Below are 18424 nucleotides of genomic sequence, written 5' to 3'. Positions count from 1 at the left end.
AGGCTAAACTGATATTAAAGCGGAAGAATGTCCGCCAGCAAAAGAAAGACGATAAGTTCCCATTCGGTGTTGTGTATTGGGATGTGGAAGTCACCAATCAAGACGATATTATAGTTGCTGAATACACTATTCTCACATTGATGAAGCGGAAGCATAAGTTGGATATAGACCAAGTTTAGGAAATTTTAAATTTTGAATTTTAAACTGTGAATTAAGTAATGAGTGAACAAAAAGGAGCGGTAAATCTTACCATCGAAAACAACATCGGAACCATCGAGTTCTATCATCCCAAAGGTAATTCTCTGCCGGGAGCCATTCTTAGAAAACTTGCGCAAACAATCACTGAGGCCGGAGAAAATAACGAAATTCGTGTTGTAGTGATCAAAAGCAGGGGAGATGGTGCCTTTTGTGCCGGAGCTTCTTTTGATGAACTGATCGCTATTGAAGATTACGAGACCGGCAAGGAATTCTTCATGGGATTTGCATTAGTTTTGAATGCCATGCGGACTTGCCCGAAATTGATTATTGTAAGAGTTCATGGAAAAACCGTTGGCGGAGGTGTTGGTATAGCCTCAGCCGGAGATTATACTTTTGCTCATGAAAGTGCCTCTGTGAAGTTAAGCGAATTGGCTTTGGGTATTGGCCCGTTTGTGGTTGGGCCTGCCGTAGAACGTAAGGTGGGGAAAAGTGCTTTTTCAACCATGTCTGTAGATGCAACCAACTGGTACAACTCCGAATTTGCCCAACAAAAAGGAATGTTCAACCGGGTTTTAGAAACTACGAAAGAGTTAGATACAGCCGTAGCGGAACTTGCAGGTCAGCTTGCAAAAAGCAGTCCCGAAGCCATGCGGGATCTCAAAGCCATTCTTTGGAAAGGAACCGAAGATTGGGATCTGCTACTGGAACAACGCGCTGAAATAAGCGGAAGGTTAGTACTTTCAGATTTCACCAAAAACTTTATTAAAAAATTTAAGAGCAAAACCTAATTGTGACTCTTCCCAACTCACCACATTTACCGTTTTTAATCTCAATAATTATTATACTCGGCTAAATTCAAACTATAGTATTATGATGAAATTATTCGTTACGCTTTTTACACTCTTTTTTAGCTTTACCCTTTCCTATGCCCAAGATACATGGGATGTAACAAATCCTGACCTGGGTGAATCTTCCGAAGTCACTTTCACCACAGATGAAGGTACCTGGATGAACCTTGACGTAAGTCCCGATGGCAGTCAGATCGTCTTTGATCTCTTAGGTGATATTTACATTATGCCAGTTGCAGGAGGTCAGGCAACTTTGCTTAGAGGTGGACACGCTTATGAAATTCAACCCCGTTTCAGTCCCGATGGCTCGCAAATTTCATTTACCAGCGATGCAGGTGGTGGCGACAATATTTGGTTAATGGACGTTGATGGCGAAAACGCAACACAAGTTACTGATGAAAGCTTCCGCTTACTGAATAATGCGGTTTGGACTCCGGATGGAGAGTATATCATTGCAAAAAAACATTTTTCTTCTACCCGTTCGCTTGGCGCCGGTGAAATATGGATGTATCACAAAAGCGGTGGCAGCGGAATCCAATTGGTTGAAAAAGCTAATGACCAGCAAGATATAGGAGAGCCTTGGGTTTCCCCTGATGGTCGTTATGTGTACTACAGTCAGGACGTTTATCCCGGCGGGTATTTTCAGTATAACAAAGATCCTAACAGCCAAATCTATGTGATACGTCGCTATGATCGTGAAGAAGGTGAGATTGAGACTGTAACCGGTGGAAATGGCGGTGCAGTTCGATCTCAAATTTCACCGGATGGTGAAACGCTCGCTTTTATAAGACGTGTACGCACTAAATCTGTTTTGTTTTTGCGTGATCTGGATACCGGTCGCGAATGGCCTGTCTATGAAAATATGAGCAAAGATCAGCAGGAAGCATGGGCTATTTCAGGAGTTTATCCAAACTTTAACTGGCTGCCTGATAATCGGCATATCATAGCATGGGCAAATGGAAAAATCAATAAAATTGATACTGAAACCGGAGTTTCCGAAGTTATTCCTTTTGAAGCAGAATCTTCCCATAACATTGTAAATGCTGTTCGCTTTAAGCAGGATATTGCACCGGAAGAATTTCGTGTAAAAGCTGTGCGACAATTGAGAACATCACCTGACGGACGTACTTTAGTTTGGAGTGCGGCCGGATATCTTTGGAGTAAAATGCTTCCCGACGGTACACCAAAGCGTGTGACCGATTCTGATGAATTTGAGTTTGAGCCTTCTTTTTCTCCTGATGGTAACTCAGTTGTATATGTTTCATGGAGTGATGAAAATATGGGAGCTATAAATGTTGTGGAATTGAACGCAGGGCCTAATCCATCCACCTCACGAAAAGTAACAACAGATAAAGGTATTTATCGCGAACCTTCTTTTTCCAACAATGGAAACACCATCGTTTTTCGTAAAGAAAGCGGAAATGGCCAGCAGGGATTTGTTCACACCTTAAATCCTGGAATTTACACCATTCCAGCCAGCGGTGGTTCAACAACCATGATCACAGATGAAGGTGCAATGCCCCAATTCAGTCCTGAAGATGATCGTATTTATTATCAAACCGGTGGATATATTTTTGGTTCTATCAACAAATCTTATAAGAGTGTGAACTTGCGTGGCGAAGATGAACGTACACACTTCACTTCCAGCTATGGCCACGAATTTTCCCCAAGCCCGGATGGAGAATGGATGGCTTTTTCAAACCTTCACAAAGTATATGTAGCACCTATTCCAAAAACCGGAAAAACTATTGAACTGAATCCAGATACCAAATCCCTTCCTTTAAAACAAATTTCATCAGAAGCCGGTTACCACATGCATTGGTCTTCTGATAGTGAAAAAATTCATTGGACTCTGGGTGAAGAATATTTTACAGTAGACCTAAAAGATACGTTTCAATTTGTTGAAGGTGCTCCTGATTCATTACCTGAGCCTCCTGCCGAAGGCCAAAAATTAGAATTGGACCTGGAAACATATGTACCCGAAGGGCAGATCGCTTTTACTAATGCACGAATCATCACTATGAAGGGAGATACCGTAATTGAAAACGGAACACTTCTAGTTGACGGAAATCGCATATCTTCTATAGGTACTAATATTGAAGTACCCGCCGGAGCAAAAGTTATTGATGCTACAGGTAAAACTATTATGCCCGGTATCGTTGACGTTCACGCTCATGTTGGAAACTTTCGCCTGGGAGTAAGTCCACAACAGCAATGGGAATATTTTGCAAACCTGGCTTATGGGGTTACTACTGTCCATGACCCTTCCTCAAATTCCGAAATGATCTTTTCTCATTCCGAAGCTATAAAAGCAGGAGATATGGTCGGCCCCCGGGTGTTCTCAACCGGTGTAATATTATACGGAGCTGATGGCTCGATCAAAGCCGAGATCAACAGTTATGACGATGCTTTATTTGCGTTAGAACGGACCAAGGCTTGGGGAGCTTTCTCAGTTAAAAGCTATAACCAACCGAGACGTGAGCAACGGCAGCAAATCATAAAAGCAGCTAAAGAGCTGGAAATGATGGTTGTGCCAGAAGGTGGTTCTTACTTTACACACAATATGAGCATGATCTTAGATGGACACACGGGAATTGAACACAATGTGCCGGTTGTGCCTCTTTACAAAGATGTTCAGGAACTTTGGAGTGCCAGTGAGACAGGTTACACGCCAACCCATGTGGTGAACTATGGAAGTATAAGTGGTGAATACTACTGGTATCAAAAAACCAATGTTTGGGAAAATGAACGTCTACTGACTTTCACTCCAAGAAGCGTGATTGATCCCCGTTCCCGCCACCGTACCATGATCCCTGACGAGGAATATGAAAACGGACATATTCTAACGGCAGAATCAAGTAAAATGCTTACAGATGCCGGGGTTAAAGTCAACCTTGGTGCTCACGGACAGCTGCAAGGACTTGGAGCCCACTGGGAACTATGGATGTTTGAGCAAGGCGGCATGACTAACATGGAAGCCCTCCGAGCTGCAACACTGAACGGAGCTCATTATTTAGGTATGGATCATGAGATCGGGTCCCTTGAAGTGGGCAAGCTTGCTGACTTGGTTGTACTTGATGAAAATCCATTAGATGATATTCGCAATACTAACTCTGTAACACATACCATGGTGAACGGCCGATTGTTTGATGCTGCTACCATGAACGAAGTAGGGAATCAGGAACGCGAGCGGCTTCCATTCTGGTGGGAACGCGACGGATACGATGAGCGCTTCGACTGGCACGCAAATACCATTGCTCCTGCCGGATTACAGTGTACTTGTTTTGGAGTACATTAATATATTTTAGCAGAAATGGCAGTAAACATGGTTCAAGCGTCTCGCTTGGACCTGTTGCTCAAAATACCCCCACTATCACTCGCTCCGATGCTCTGCGTCGGAGCGTTTTTTTATGACTCACTATTGATATTTCGGTTACTTATTTTAATCTAAAAACCAATCTTGCTCTAAAATGAAAGCAGACCAAGTAATCCGGGAATTAAAATCAGTAGCCGATCCGGAAAAGTCCAAACACTCCGTTCCCTTTTTCAAAACCGGCCCAGGAGAATATGGAGAAGGAGATAAATTTCTGGGCATTAATGTTCCTGATCAACGAAAGATGGCTAAAAAGTATCGTGACCTGCCCTCTGTTCAAATCAAGCATTTGTTGAAAAATGAATACCACGAAGTCCGGCTAACCGCAGCTTTACTAATGGTCTACAAGGTTGAAAAGGGCGGCCAGGAAATGTTGGAAGAGATGACTTACTTATACCTGAACAACCTTTCGGGATTCAATAATTGGGATATCATAGATAGTTCGTGTTACAAAATTTTGGGACCATTCCTCGAAGATAAAGAACGAGGCTTACTCTATGATTTTGCTAAATCTGATGACCTCTGGAAAAACGGATCGGTATGATCACTTGTTACCATTTTATTAAAACAGGCGATTTTTCTGATTCCATAAAGATCGCTGAAATTCTTGTCGACGATGATCACGACCTGATTCAAAAGGCCGTTGGCTGGATGTTACGGGAGGTAGGAAATCGTGATCTGGCAGTCGAAGAATCCTTCCTGAAAAAGCATTATGAGACCATGCCCCGAACGATGTTGCGATATGCCATCGAGAAATTTGAGGAGCCGCTGCGATTGCAGTATTTGAATGGAGAGATCTGAGTGTTTTGGGCGATCCTCTCAGGAATAAAAGCGAGCCAATCTATGATAATCTAAAACCGCATCGTAAAAACCGATCCTTTCCCCTTTTCAGAGTTCAAGATCAAGCTACCACCATGAAGCCTCATGATCTGTCGGGATAGGCTGAGCCCAATTCCTGAGCCTTTTGTTTTTCCATCTCCAGATACCGTATAGAATGGGATGAAGATCTTTTCAGACATCGATTTTTTAACCCCAGGTCCATTATCACAAACCTTGATAACTACCCTACCCGATTCCTCAATTTCACCTTTCATCAGGATCTTTCCTCCATCCTGATCGCTTAAAACGCGAATCGCATTTTTAACCAAATTTATGAGCACTTGTTCTGTGAGATGTGGGTCAGCCGTAAGCTCAAGGCTTTCCGGTTCTGTTTGAACCTCGATTTTGATGTCCTCTGAATCTGCCTGCGATTTCATGAGGTTTGCAGTACGAAGCAGTACTTCGTTTACACTGAAAAGCTCTACATTAGGTTCGGGAATTTGGGTAAAGTCCCGATATGAATTCACAAAGCGGATCAACCCCTGACTCCTGTTGCTGATCGTATTTAATGCATCTGTTACATCCACCACTGTTTCTCTGTTCAACGACACTTGCTCACTGTCGGACCTAAGATTTTCTTCGAGCAGCATTTTAACCGTGGCAGATAAGGATGAGATCGGTGTAATGGAATTCATGATCTCGTGTGCCAAAACCTGTGTCAAATTCTGCCAGGCTTCCATTTCCTTCTCTTCCAATTCCGTATGAATATTTTGGAAAGACACCAGTTTATATGCTTCATCCCGCATCCTGAATTCTGTTGCATACATAGCTAGCTGCAACGGCTCATTTTGAACGGAAACCCTAATCAAGCTTCGGTTACCGCCTTTTAATTTTTGAACCGTTTTAAAAAGTGCTTCTGAAATATCTTTTAGTGATTCTATTTCCCTCAATGTTGCCACTTTAAACAATCGCTTGGCAGCTGTATTCAAAAGTGCAACTTCCCCTTTTCCATTAAAGCAAACCAACCCAATACCAATATGTTGCACCACCGTTTCCAGGTAACGAATGCTTTCTTCTTTTTCACTACGCTCTTCTTTGAACCGCTCTATAACTTTACTAAACGATTCATTCAATTCATCAAAATTACTGCCCATTTCCTGATTTCTAAATGTCCCCGTAAAATCAGAATAGCGAATAGCTTCGAGAAATCTTGTCAATAGTATATTGGTCCGCTCCAGGTATTTTACCATTGTGATGATCTGCCCGATAATCACTACCCCTAGTATTGACATACTCACATAATAGCTTGTCTCCAGGATCAGATACACCAAAGCCAGCAGCGTTGCCGCCAGCAACAGCACGCGAATAATGATTCCAAACCGAAAGGATTTAAAGAAGTTCATTTTTTAGCTATCAGCAGTCAGCCATCAGGCTTCAGCTTTCGTTTAATTAAAATTAAGATGCCTATTTTGATCATTACATTCTCTTTTGGTAGAAATTAGCTGAAAGCTAATGGCTGACTGCTGATAGCTCTTTTCACAACCCATACTTTTCCAATCTTCGATACAGTGAGGCTCTGGTCAGGCCCAATTCATCAGCGGCATGAGAAATATTCCCCTCATGTTTATCCATCGCTTTGCGAATCACGGTCTTTTCAACTTCCTCAAGATTCAGTCCAGCTACAGGTAGTTTCTGATCATGTCCCGATGCTGAAGTCAGTAAAAAATCGCCTTTCTGAATCTCCTTTTCATCGGTCATGATCACTGCCCGTTCAACTGCATGTTCCAGCTCACGGATATTTCCAGGCCAGTGATAATCCTGAAGGTGATCAATTGCCTGATCGGTTATACCGGCGATACTCTTTTTGTACTTCGTACGATATTTTTTTAGAAAATGATCCACTAATAATGGCACATCTTCTATGCGCTCCCTAAGTGGTGGAAGTTTTATTTCTATGGTGTTGATTCGATACAACAGATCCTGACGGAATTCCTGCTTTTCAACCATTTCAGTCAAATTCACATTTGTTGCACAGATCAGGCGAATATCAATTTTGGCTGTTTTATTGGAGCCGATTCTCCGAATTTCATGCGTTTGCAACGCCGATAATAATTTGGGTTGAAGCTGAATCGGGATATTTCCGATCTCATCCAGAAAAAGCGTACCACCATTGGCAATTTCAAAGCGACCGGCACGGGATTCTTTTGCATCAGTAAACGCTCCTTTTTCGTGACCAAACAATTCACTTTCAAATAAACTCTCGGGAAGTGCCCCCATATCCACTGTAATAAATGCATTTTCATTTCGGTTAGAGCGTCGGTGTAAAGCCCGTGCCACCAATTCCTTCCCGGTTCCATTTTCCCCGGTAATAAGTACGTTAGCATCTGTTTTCGCCACTTTTTCAATGGTTTGAAAAACCTGCTCCATCGCCCTGCTTGTTCCGATGATGTCTTGGTATGGCTGTTCCATATCAGCTTTGAGAGCTGCATTTTGGGTACGGAGTTGTTGGGAATCTCTTTTAGACTGACTTAAGTTCATTGCCGAAGTTACCGTAGCCAACAGCTTTTCATTCTGCCAGGGTTTGAGTACAAAATCCGCCGCCCCTTTTTTTACTGCTTGTACAGCTTTTTCAACATCACCGTATGCGGTTATTAATACAACCGCCATAGCAGAATCCATCTCCAGGATTTTTTCAAGCCAATGGAATCCTTCTTCCCCGCTACTTACATCTTCATGGAAATTCATGTCAAGGAGAATAGCATCATAATCATACTCCTTCATGAGTGAGGGAATCAGCTTTGGAGTCTTCTCCACATCTACTTTTTCAACGTGTTGCTTCAGATACAATCGCGCAGCATTCAGCACATCCGTATCGTCGTCAACAACTAAAATTCGTCCGGTTTTCTTCATTTTAAGTGTTTAAGTGCGCCAGTGTTTAAGTGTTATGGTGATTTTGAAACTCAAGCAAAACACCATAACACTTAAACACCTAAACACTGTCCTCATTGCTAATTTCGTACCAATTGTAACATTTATGCTTTAAATCAGTCTTACAGATATGTTGGCATAGATGAACTGTCCGATATCGAACACAAAGTGTTGGAATGTGAACATTAATTAGGAAAGAATCATCCTTATTTCATTTTTAATGATGGTTGGCTTAGTTTGGCACGCATCTTGAAATAAAGCTAACAGCTGACGGCTCAAGCCTGAAAGCTTATATTCAATGCAAACGATAATCGCATCACTTTAAAATACTTAGGCTTTTACCCTTATGGGAATGGATCGAAAAATTGAAAAGAAGACCTGGACGGTTAAACGAATTCTCACAATTGCAGCTATTTTGGCTTTTGTTGGATTGAGTATTTACGCTTTCTGGTTTATGGATGTGCGTTCTACACTAAATATAGATCGCGATAAGATTACTATTTCTGAAGTACAAGAAGATGCCTTCCAGGAATTTATTCAGGTGACCGGAACGGTTCAACCCATTCAAACTATTTACCTGGATGCCATTGAAGGCGGAGTAGTACAACAGGTGTTCCTTGAATCAGGGACCATGGTTCAGAAAAGTGATACCATCCTCACACTCACCAATTCAGGATTACAATTACAGGTGATGCAGCAGACATCCGGGCTATATGATCAGATAAACAACGTTCGTAATTCCCGGCTCAACCTGGAACAAAATACGCTTCGACTTCAGGAACAACTCGCCAATGCCAAATCACAAATGGAGATTCTGGGATCTCAATATGAACGGCAACTAAAATTGTTTGAACAGGATCTCATATCGGAGCAAGAGTTTCAAACCACTAAGAATAATTATGAGTTTCAGAAGCGCCGGTATGAGCTTACTTATGAATCGTACAAGAAAGATTCAGTTCAGACGATTACACAGACGCAGCAATTAAATAATTCTGAACAACGTATGTATCAAAACCTGGAAGCTGTACAGCAGATTTTGGATAATTTAGCCGTTACCGCTCCCATTACAGGGCAATTGAGTACTATCGAATTAAATCAGGGGCAGTCCATTTCATCCGGCGAGCGTATTGGACAAGTAGATATTCTGGATAGCTATAAAGTGCGCGTTGCCATTGACGAATATCATTTATCACGTATCATTCCTGGTTTAAGCGGCACTTTTACTTTTGACGGAAAGACCCACGAACTGGAAATCACCAAAATTTATCCCGTCATTAACAACGGACAGTTTGAAGTGGATATGGAATTTGTAAGTGAAGCTCCGCAAAATTTACGTCGCGGACAGACTTTGAGAATTAGACTCGAACTTGGAGAATCGGCCAGTGCCATTCAGATTCCCCGCGGAGGATTTTATCAAACCACCGGCGGAAATTGGGTATTTGTTGTAAATGAAGAGGACGGCCGGGCCTACCGAAGAGATATTAGACTGGGCCGGCAGAATCCTGAATATTTTGAAGTGCAATTCGGGCTTGATCCGGGTGAAAAAGTGATAACATCGAGTTATGATACTTTTGGAGATAACGAAGTTTTGGTATTGGAATAGCGATCAGCTATCAGACTTCAGCTTTCAGTTCTTCCTAACCATACTGAAAGCTGAGAGCTGACGGCTGATCGCTTAGTCACTACTGACTTTTTGGTGAAGTGAAGTTAACATACGCTTCACTTCAGTTACTTGATTTGTTTGTTCTTTGAAAATTTGGTCGTTTATAAATCCTAAATCCTTGGATAATATCAATTGATATTCTAATTCTGAGGCAGATCCCATTCCGATATTCAAGAAATATGCCAATTGCGATTGTGTGTTTCTGCCACATCCTTCTGCAATATTTGAAGGAACCGACGAAGCAGATCTTCGCATCTGATTGGTTAACCCATACATTTCTTCTTTTGGATAAAAAGTGGTGGATTTATAAATAGCCATTGTTAACTGATGGCTCTTTTGCCAAACCAAAAGTTTTCTAAAATCTCTCATAAGTACCCTATAAATTAATTGAAAATTAAAAAAAGCTGACGGCTGAAGTCTGACAGCTGAAAGCTTTACAGTTAGAGCACCTAAAACCGAATTCCTTACAAAAATTTTAAAAAGACCGATAACTAAACACCAAACACCATGATCAAAACCAAGAACCTAAAAAAAGTTTACACTACCGAAGAGGTAGAAACCACAGCCTTGAGCAACGTGAACCTCGAAATTAATGAAGGGGAATTTGTAGCCATTATGGGTCCTTCGGGATGTGGAAAATCTACCCTGTTAAATATTATGGGGTTGCTGGATAATCCTTCCGAAGGCGAATACAGCTTTCTCGGACATGAGATCTCTGATCACTCAGAAAGAGAACGGGCTCAACTTCGAAAAGGGAACATTGGATTCATCTTCCAAAGCTTTAACCTGATCGATGAACTCACCGTTTTTGAAAACGTGGAGCTCCCACTTCTCTATCTTGGAGTTGATTCTGACGAACGCAAAGAAAAAGTAGAAACGGCTCTTGAACGCATGGGCATGATGCACCGCCGCAACCACTTCCCACAGCAGCTTTCAGGCGGACAGCAACAACGCGTTGCCATAGCCCGAGCCGTTGTTGCCGATGCCAAACTCATCCTCGCCGATGAACCGACAGGTAACCTGGATTCTGACAGAGGTGATGAAGTAATGAAGTTGCTCGCTGAACTCAATGAAGCCGGAACCACCATCGTGATGGTAACTCACTCCCCCCACGATGCTGACTACGCCCGCCGCGTAATCCACTTATTCGATGGCCACGTGGTGACTGAGAATATGCAGGAAGGGTTTCATGTTTGATAGCTTTCAGCCATCAGCGATCAGCTTTCAGTTTATTTCACAATAAAACTGAAAGCTGAAGTCTGAGAGCTGATCGCTCAAAACCCACTGTCCGCATTCGAACACCGGGTGTAGCATAACGAACATATTTGGGGATACAAGTTGCCTTCAGTATCGTTATAAGCCATTTTTTTTCTTGGCACGCTTGTTGAACATAGTGTTTTAGCATGCAGTGATCAGTAAACAGTTACTAAAAGACTGATCACTTTTAACAGTTAACTGTTAACTGATTTCTGAATTATGCTTAAGAATTATTTTAGAATTGCTCTTAGAAACCTAATCCGAAATAAATCCTATTCGGTTATAAATATTATTGGACTATCAATTGGTATAGCAAGTTGCCTGTTAATATTCTTATTCATCCAAGACGAGCTCAGTTTTGATCGTTATCATGAAAATTCTGATCAGATTTACCGTGTTTACAGAGATTTTCAATCTGAGGATCGTAGTATGCAAACTCTCGCTACCTCTAACCTTTTGGCTCCTACTCTTCAGCAGGAAATACCTGAAATAGTAGCATCGGTAAGAATTAGTAAGCGATTCCCGGAAGTAATGGTTGCATATGAAAATGAAAAATTCTACGAGCAAAAATTCTTTTTTACAGATCCATCTATTTTTAATGTCTTTAGTTTTAACCTCGCTAAAGGGAATGTTGAAACAGCTTTAAGCCGACCTTTTACTATTGTTTTATCTGAAGAAATGGCTCATAAATATTTTGGGAATAAAGATCCAATAGGTAAAAATATAGTCATTCGCGGTTCTTGGGGTCCTGATGAATACGAGGTAACCGGAGTTTTAGAAAATACTCCACACAATTCTCACTTTTCCATTAATTTTTTAACCTCATTCGAAACACTCCGGTCAAAAACTCCTAATGCTGAAACTAGTTTCGAAAGTTGGAGGCACGTGGGTAGTTACACATATGTTTTGCTCAACCCTGAAGTAAACCTCACTGATATTTCAAACAAATTGGATGCTTTAGTAAAGCGCCATCAGCCGGAAAGTATCGCAGCGATTATGCAATACAAGTTACAGCCTTTAACTGGCATCCATCTTTATTCCAGTTTTGATCGTGAGATTGAGCCCAACAGTGATGTTCGTTATTTATATATCTTTGGAAGTATAGCTTTCCTCATTTTATTTGTTGCAGGCATCAACTACATGAACCTTGCAACAGCCCGGAGCTCTGATCGAGCTATGGAAGTGGGTATTCGAAAAACACTTGGAGCCCAAAGATTCGGGCTTATAAAACAATTTTTAAGTGAATCTTTTGTCTTCTCGCTAATCTCAATGCTTTTGGCCTTGTTGTGGGTTGAAATATTTCTCCCTTTATTTGCCAATCTTACCGGAAAACCTCTTTCTTTTGATCTTTTTGATCCATTTATCGTTTCATCATTAGTTGGAATAACTCTCCTGATTGGATTTATTGCCGGACTTTATCCTTCATTTGTCCTATCAAAATTCAATCCGAGTAGTATCTTCAGCGGAGCAACCGGTGGAAGAAAAAAATCCACCTTGAGAAATGCTTTAGTGGTCTTCCAGTTTACTACTTCCATCATCCTGATCATAAGTACTTTGGTGATCACATATCAAATGGATCATATCCGAGATAAACGTCTTGGACTAAGTGATGAAACCATTGTCTCCATTTTTACCGGTCCCGGTACCGAATTCAGAGAAAATTACTCTGCTTTTAAAAATGAATTATTAAGTCATACAAGTATCCAAAGTGTTACCCATATTAATCCTAATATTCCCTCATCCTCTGAGCAGGATTTATCACTACAACCTGAAGGATTTGATTCCAGAATTAACATAAACACTTTTACAGCCGGCGAGGATTTCCTAAATACACTTGAAGTTCCCTTAATTGAAGGACTCAGTTTTAATGAATTAACAGTAAGAGAGGAAGATGAAAACACCGGTGAAACTTTCATCCCTGTATTGATAAATGAAACTGCTGCCCACGAGTGGGGATGGAAGGAACCTATAGGTAAAACATTTGAGGGATTTTCACCCCAATTTAGAGTGGTCGGAGTGGTGAAAGATTTTCATTACCGATCTTTAAAAGAACGCATTGCACCACTTATTATTCACGAAAATAATTATTCGGTTAGAAATGTTTTAATTAGAATAAATACGGAAAATCTGCGGCAAAGCATGTCATTCATAGAAAATACATGGGCTGAAATAGGGCCTGGAACACCCTTTAATTATGCCTTTTTAGATGACCAATTCGACTCCATGTATAAAGCCGAAGACCGATTAGCTGAAATTTTCAGAAGCTTTACGTTTCTGGCTATTATCATAGCTTGTTTAGGATTATTTGGCCTTGCCGCTTTCTCTGCCGAACGTCGAACCAAAGAAATCGGTATCCGAAAAGTAATGGGGGCTTCCATAGCCAATATTGTGAGCTTGCTCTCCAAAGACTTTGTGAAATTGGTGATCCTGGGATTTGTGATCGCCATCCCCATCGCATGGTACGCCATGAACCAATGGCTGGCTGATTTTGCCTACCGCATTGAAATAGGCCCCGGCATTTTTGCCCTGGCCGGGGGTGCGGCTTTGGTGATTGCTTTACTGACGGTAAGCTGGCAATCCATAAAAGCAGCGGTGGCGAATCCTGTTGACAGTTTAAGAAGTGAATGAAAAATAGCAGTCAGCTATCAGCTTTCAGCCGTCAGATTATGAGGACTGAAAGCTGACGGCTGATCGCTGATCGCTTAAAAATCCTTGTAACGTTTCTCGAAATTTAACGTCTAACTCACATCACCAATTAATCGGGTTAGGCCATGTTTAAAAATTATCTCAAAACTGCTTTTCGTAGCTTTAAGAGGCATAAAAGCTCCTTTATCATTAACGTTATCGGGCTCTCTATCGGGATGGCATGCAGTATCCTCATTTTGCTTTGGGTACTGGATGAATTGAATTACGATCGCTTCCACGCAGATTCCGATCAGATCTACCAGGTGATGGAACATCAAACCTATTCCGGCGACAAATTCACTACTCAATCTACACCGGGAATTTTATCTGAAGCCCTGAAAGAAGAAGTCCCTGAATTCCAGTATGTCTCTACCTACACCTGGAATATGAATTACTTATTCACCAAAGGGGAAAAATCACTCAAAGAAAATGGCATCTACGCTCGACCCGACTTCTTTCATATCCTGGACATCAATGTACTGCATGGGAACCGGAATGAGTTGATTACGAATCCTAATTCGGTAGTTATCGCCGAAGAGCTGGCCGTTAAATATTTCGGTTCTGAAAATGCAGTCGGAGAGTCTATCACCATCAACGGAACAGAAGTTCATGCCGTGACCGGTGTGTTTGAAAAACTTCCTGAAAATTCCAGCTTGCAATTCGATTTTGTGTTGCCATTTGAAAGCTGGCTAAAGGATAACAACTGGGCTACAAACTGGGGAAATAACGGACCGCCAACCATCGCCAAACTCTATCCCGAAGTTGACGTAGCTGCGCTCAATATCAAGATCAAAGATTTTATAAAACAAAAAACTGAAATTGATTCTAATGTAGATCTATTCGTCTATCCGTTTGCCGATCTATATTTGTACGGTCAGTTTGAAAATGGTAAAGTTGCCGGCGGAAGAATTGATTACGTACAACTTTTCACGATTGTGGCTGTTTTTATCCTGTTGATCGCCTGCATCAACTTTATGAACCTGAGTACTGCAAAAGCGACCAAACGGGCCAAAGAAGTCGGCATCCGAAAATCAATCGGGGCCAGCAAAGGCTCACTGATTGGCCAGTTTATCGGCGAATCAATGATCATAACTTTTTTCTCACTGCTTATTTCCGTGTTTTTGGTCGAATTGAGTCTGCCTGTTTTTAACGACTTGACTGACAAAGCCATCACCGTAAATTATGGGGAGCCATCTCTACTCTTCATGTTTATAGGAACGGCACTTTTTACAGGATTGGTAGCAGGGAGTTATCCGGCATTTTACCTCTCTTCGTTCGAAGCCATAAAGACTTTAAAAGGCAGCCTCAAAATTTCCGGAAGTGAAGCTTTTGCCCGAAAAGGATTGGTAGTATTTCAATTTACGCTTTCAGTCATATTAATCATTTCGACCATTGTTGTGTATCAGCAAATTCAATTTACCCAAACAAAAAACCTGGGCTACCAAAAAGAAAACCTGATCACCTTCCCTGTTGAAGGCGACATCGGGGAAAGCTGGGATACCTTCAAACAACAGCTCAGAGACATTCCCGGTGTAGTGAATGCCTCTCGCGCCGGATCCAGCTTTTTAGGCCGAAACTCCAACACATCAGGACTGGAATGGCCCGGCAAGCAAGTGGATACAAATATTTTATTTGAAAACGTAAGTGCGGATTATGATCTCATCGAAACTGTGGGATTTGAAGTGCTTGCAGGGAGAACTCACTCCGAAGAATTTGGAGCAGACACATCCAGAATCGTTATCAACGAAGCCGCTGCAAATGTTATGGGGCTGGAAAATCCGGTGGGACAATTTATCACCCTCTGGGGAGACGAAACCGAAATCATCGGACTTGTAAAAGACTTCAATTTCCAGAATTTACGTCATAAAGTGGAACCATTATTCTTTCGCCTTGACGATTTTGGGTGGAATGCCTTTGTTCGGGTTGAATCAGAAAATATTCAGGAAACACTCGCCCAAATTGAAGCAAAATACAAAGAATTCAATCCGACTTATCCATTTGCTTTCGAGTTTATGGACGAGCAATATGCAGCCCTTTACAGAAGCGAACAACGCGTTGGAGATCTGGCTAAATACTTCGCGATTTTTGCTATCATCATTTCCTGTTTGGGATTATTCGGACTGTCTGCCTTTACTGCCGAGCAGCGCGCCAAGGAAATTGGAGTGAGAAAAGTGCTGGGCGCTTCCGTTCAAAACCTGGTGCTTCACCTCACCAAAGATTTCACCAAGCTGGTACTCATTGCTATCCTCATTGCAATACCCGTGTCTTGGTGGATGATGGATCACTGGCTCTCCGATTTTGCCTACAATGCAGGCTTAAGCTGGTGGATCTTTGCGGCCTCCGGCTTCCTCGCCGTTGTAATAGCATGGCTGACGGTGAGCTGGCAATCTATCAAAGCTGCGTTGGTAAATCCGGTTCAAAGTTTGAAGAGTGAGTAACACATTTTAGGAAGTAAAACCGCAGACTTTAATAAAACTGAATACATGAGATTGAAAAATAAAATTGCACTGATCACAGGTGCAGCAAGGGGTATTGGTCGCGCAACCGCAGAACGATTCCATGAAGAAGGAGCAACCGTTATCGTCTCCGATATTCTTGATGAGCAAGGCAAAGAAGTAGCCGACAAACTTGGCGATCGTGCCGAATACAAACATTTGGATGTAAAGTACGAAGATCAATGGGAGTCCATTGCTGAATACATCGAACAGAAATATAACCGACTCGATATATTAGTAAACAACGCGGGTATCACCGGCTTCCTGGAAACGCAAGGCCCTTTCGATGCCGAACATGCAGATATAAATTCCTGGGAAGAAGTGCATAAAGTTAATGCAACCGGAACCATGCTGGGATGCAAGTATGCCATTAAACTTATGAAAGAGCATGGCGGCAGCATCATAAACATCTCTTCCAGAAGTGGAATGGTTGGAATTCCCGCTGCCGTAGCCTACGCATCCAGTAAGGCTTCCGTTCGGAATCACACCAAAAGCGTGGCTTTGTACTGTGCCAATAAAGGATATCGGATTCGGTGTAACAGTATTCACCCGGCCGCAATTATGACTCCCATGTGGGATGCCATGTTAGGAGAAGGAACCGACCGGGAAAACATGATCCGCTCTATAGAACGGGGAATTCCACTGGGACATTTCGGCGACCCCATGGATGTTGCCAACGGTGCACTCTATTTGGCCACCGATGAAAACAAGTATGTGACCGGAATTGAATTGACTATTGACGGAGGTATTTTAGCAGGAAGTGAAGCCTCCCCGGAATAACCACTGTTCATATTCGAACACCCGGTGTGTAAAACCGAACAGCCTCTCCCCAAAAAGCTTTGCTTAGCGTGGAATGAGTAGTCATAATGAAGTTTGGCACATTTGTTGAATACAGATATTCAGTGTACATAGATCAGTGACAGTTTACAGACTGCGCTGATCTATGTAATACTTTTCACAGACATCTGAAAAACCATGCTAAAAAACTACTTCAAAGTTGCGTTCCGAAATCTTTGGCAAAATCCGGGATACTCATTTATAAATATATTTGGATTAACGATCGGCTTAACCTGTTGCCTCATTATTTTTCAATATGTGGCATTTGAATATAGTTTTGATCGTTTTCATGAAAATGATTCCGAACTATACCGGGTGATTATGGCCAGTTCAAGAGGGGGTGGAGAAGAAGGTGCGGGTACTTATACACCTCAAGCCATGGGTTCAGCATTGGCAGAATCAATACCTGAAATACAACTATTCACAAGAATTACACCGGACGAACCCATTGTTTCCAGTTCATTGGATCCGGATCGGGTATTCGAAGAAAAGAATGTTCTGTATGTAGATGAAGAATTCATGCAAATGTTCTCTTTTCCTCTTTTGTCGGGAGATTTGCAATCAGCATTGAAACCCGGCACGGTGTTGATTTCACAGACTGCGGCTAACAAATATTTTGGTACTGAAAATGCTGTGGGTGAAGTACTGAATATAACGGGACAAGTTGAAGAGAGTTTTCGTGTAGCTGGTGTTTTTGAGGATGTACCCGCAAATTCGCATCTGCAGTTCGAACTGCTTCTCCCAATGGAAAATCTATTAAAGAGTGGCCAATATGTGGATGAACCGGAAGGCGGATGGCACTACAACAACTTTTTAACCTTCATTCAGGTTAATGAAAACTCAAGTATTACAGACGTCAACCAAAAGATGACGGACGTGTTAATGGCTCAACGCGGAGATATTCTGAAAGAACGGGGGTTTACCATGCGCTTATATGGTCAGCCGCTGCAAGACGTTTATCTAAATTCAGAGGTTCACGCATTTGGTGGTTTACAAGGAAGTTATCGAACGGTTTACTTCTTCAGTATTATAGGATTAGTAACGCTGTTAATTGCTCTTTTTAACTATATTAATTTAGCAACAGCAAGATCTTTAGACCGCTCGAGAGAGGTTGGAGTACGCAAGGTAATAGGGGCACAACGAAACCAGTTAATCTCTCAATTCTTTTTTGAATCAGCTCTTACCAATTTAATAGCTATTGTACTTGCAATAGTTTTGGCCGAACTGTTGCAGCCGCTGGCAAATAATCTTTGGGAAACAGAGGTCACTTTATCCTTTTGGACAAATCCATGGCTCCCGGTTACTATACTGGGAGTATTTG

The 18424-nt window shown here is 41.9% G+C and carries 11 protein-coding genes and 1 pseudogene; 9 read left to right on the top strand and 3 right to left on the bottom strand.

The features are described 5' to 3' along the window. The first annotated feature begins 218 nt into the window (after positions 1-218). The 3 genes and pseudogenes from VFM80_RS00175 (at position 219) to VFM80_RS00165 (ending at position 5220) form a co-directional block, all read left to right on the top strand. A complete protein-coding gene (locus VFM80_RS00175) occupies positions 219-986 on the top strand; it encodes an enoyl-CoA hydratase/isomerase family protein (protein ID WP_395068348.1) in 768 nt (255 codons plus the stop codon). A gap of 82 nt (positions 987-1068) precedes the next feature. Further along, on the top strand, positions 1069-4344 hold the full coding sequence (locus tag VFM80_RS00170) for an amidohydrolase family protein (RefSeq protein ID WP_395068346.1): 3276 nt from the start codon (positions 1069-1071) through the stop codon (positions 4342-4344). Between the two features lie 172 nt (positions 4345-4516). Beyond that, positions 4517-5220, top strand: a pseudogene (locus tag VFM80_RS00165) (DNA alkylation repair protein). A gap of 50 nt (positions 5221-5270) precedes the next feature. Here the strand turns inward: VFM80_RS00165 and VFM80_RS00160 are convergent. Both VFM80_RS00160 and VFM80_RS00155 read right to left on the bottom strand, forming a co-directional pair. Then, complete coding sequence (locus VFM80_RS00160) at positions 5271-6641, bottom strand: sensor histidine kinase (protein ID WP_395068344.1); 1371 nt, start codon at positions 6639-6641, stop codon at positions 5271-5273. 133 nt (positions 6642-6774) lie between these two features. Next, positions 6775-8148, bottom strand: coding sequence for a sigma-54-dependent transcriptional regulator (locus VFM80_RS00155; RefSeq protein ID WP_395068342.1), 1374 nt, complete (start codon positions 8146-8148; stop codon positions 6775-6777). Between the two features lie 370 nt (positions 8149-8518). Here VFM80_RS00155 and VFM80_RS00150 point away from each other — a divergent pair, with 370 nt between their 5' ends. Next, positions 8519-9769 carry an efflux RND transporter periplasmic adaptor subunit gene (locus VFM80_RS00150; protein WP_395068340.1) on the top strand — a complete coding sequence of 417 codons (1251 nt, stop codon included), beginning with the start codon at positions 8519-8521 and terminating at the stop codon, positions 9767-9769. Between the two features lie 72 nt (positions 9770-9841). Here VFM80_RS00150 and VFM80_RS00145 read toward each other — a convergent pair whose 3' ends face one another. Beyond that, positions 9842-10198: a four helix bundle protein gene (locus tag VFM80_RS00145; RefSeq protein ID WP_395068338.1), complete on the bottom strand. Its 357-nt coding sequence runs from the start codon at positions 10196-10198 to the stop codon at positions 9842-9844. Between the two features lie 138 nt (positions 10199-10336). Here VFM80_RS00145 and VFM80_RS00140 point away from each other — a divergent pair, with 138 nt between their 5' ends. The 5 genes from VFM80_RS00140 to VFM80_RS00120 all read left to right on the top strand — a co-directional run. Then, the gene (locus VFM80_RS00140) at positions 10337-11026 is read left to right on the top strand and encodes an ABC transporter ATP-binding protein (protein WP_395068336.1); all 690 of its coding nucleotides are present in this window, start codon (positions 10337-10339) and stop codon (positions 11024-11026) included. A gap of 279 nt (positions 11027-11305) precedes the next feature. Beyond that, complete coding sequence (locus tag VFM80_RS00135) at positions 11306-13714, top strand: ABC transporter permease (RefSeq protein ID WP_395068334.1); 2409 nt, start codon at positions 11306-11308, stop codon at positions 13712-13714. 143 nt (positions 13715-13857) lie between these two features. Then, complete coding sequence (locus VFM80_RS00130; protein WP_395068332.1) at positions 13858-16209, top strand: ABC transporter permease; 2352 nt, start codon at positions 13858-13860, stop codon at positions 16207-16209. A gap of 45 nt (positions 16210-16254) precedes the next feature. Then, a complete protein-coding gene (locus VFM80_RS00125) occupies positions 16255-17046 on the top strand; it encodes an SDR family oxidoreductase (RefSeq protein WP_395068330.1) in 792 nt (263 codons plus the stop codon). A 195-nt stretch (positions 17047-17241) separates the two neighbouring features. Further along, positions 17242-18424: ABC transporter permease (locus tag VFM80_RS00120; RefSeq protein ID WP_395068328.1), on the top strand; the 1183-nt coding region annotated here is incomplete at its 3' end.

The organism is Gracilimonas sp. (assembly GCF_035704785.1).
GTDB lineage: Bacteria > Bacteroidota > Rhodothermia > Balneolales > Balneolaceae > Gracilimonas.
This window is presented reverse-complemented; position numbering and strand designations above follow the sequence as displayed.